1 protein-coding gene is annotated in these 1,418 nt (G+C 55.5%); it reads left to right on the forward strand.

The genetic code is table 11. From position 1 onward, the window contains the following. Window positions 1-21 precede the first annotated feature (21 nt). The gene (locus tag AC0L2R_RS33690; RefSeq protein WP_473514087.1) at window positions 22-1,356 is read left to right on the forward strand and encodes an aspartate aminotransferase family protein; all 1,335 of its coding nucleotides are present in this window, start codon (window positions 22-24) and stop codon (window positions 1,354-1,356) included. Window positions 1,357-1,418 lie beyond the last annotated feature (62 nt).

The raw sequence follows: 1,418 nt of genomic DNA on the forward strand, positions 1-1,418 counted from the left end.
TCTGGATAGGAGTTCTAACAAATGTCAGCCACTGCCGGTTCATTCAAACGAAATGCAGATCTCGACTCCGTGCTCAACGACGCACGGCAGCGATTTGTCGACCGCAATCCCAAAAGCTTGGCCCGCCATATAGACGCCAAGCAGTCGCTTCCAGGCGGCAACACCCGGGCCATACTCTGGTACAATCCTTTTCCGCTCACCTTGGTATCCGGAGATGGCTGCTACGTAGATGACCTTGATGGCCACCGGTATGTGGATCTCTTGTCGGAATATACTGCGGGCCTGTACGGACATTCCGACCCAACGATAGCTGAGGCCATGATTGACGCCATCAGAGATGGCGTCATGCTCGGTGGGCCAAACCGTTACGAGGCACAGTTGGGCGCCGCTATTGTCGACCGTTTCCCGGCGATCGAACGCGTACGCTTCTGTAACTCCGGCACGGAAGCCAACATTATGGCATTAACAGCCGCCCGCGCAATCACGGGTCGATCTAAAATTTTGGCCTTCAAAGAAAGCTATCATGGCGGCGTGATGACTTTTGCACACGGTGGCTCACCGCTCAATTTGCCTTTCCCTTTTTTGTTGGCCGACTACAACGACGAGACCGGCGTAGAGATGGTTATGCGGCGGCATGCCAAGGATCTCGCTGCGGTTATCCTGGAGCCAATGTTGGGAGCCGGTGGCTGCATTGTCGCCAAGCCAACATTCCTCCCGCGTCTACGCGATCTGGCTGATGAACTCGGCGTCATCTTGATCTTCGACGAAGTGCAGACGTCACGCCTGGGTTATAGAGCGTTGCACGGTGAACTCGGTATCCTTCCCGATATGGTCACGCTTGGAAAGTATCTCGGCGGCGGCGCAAGTTTCGGCGCTTTCGGCGGTAAGGCTTCGATCATGGACCGCTTTGATCCTGCGCGTGCCAATTCGTTGTCGCATAGCGGTACCTTCAACAATAACGTCCTAAGCATGGCTGCGGGGTTGGCTGGCTTCACAAAAGTTCTGACTGAAGAAGCAAGCCGAAAAGTCAACGACACAGGCGATTGGTTGCGAAGCGAGATGAACACTGCTCTCGAGCGGCATGCGGTTGCCGCCGTAGTTCTCGGCCGAGGCTCGCTGATGAATCTGCATTTTGTCGATGGCGTGGTTGAGACACCGGCGCAACTTAAGGAAAGAGACGTGCGCTGGCTGGAGCTCTGGCACGTGGAGATGCTGCTGCGCGGCTTCTATGTGGCGCCACGCGGCCTTCTCTCACTTTCGCTCCCCTTCGGTGACGTCGAAGCGAAAAGCTTTCTAGAGGCATTTAGCGACTTTCTAACCGCTAATCGTTCTCTCTTGCCTACACGGTCCAGCTAAATCGCTGATTCTGAATGAAGGCCCGTGAGTACTGGGGACGGGCGATGTCACGTTGTCTGCAT

The sequence above is a fragment of the Mesorhizobium sp. WSM4820 genome (genome assembly GCF_055811075.1).

Coding starts and splice junctions, on each gene's coding strand:
- AC0L2R_RS33690 (WP_473514087.1), top strand. CDS start 22: ATGTCAGCCACTGCCGGTTCATTCAAACGAAATGCAGATCTCGACTCC.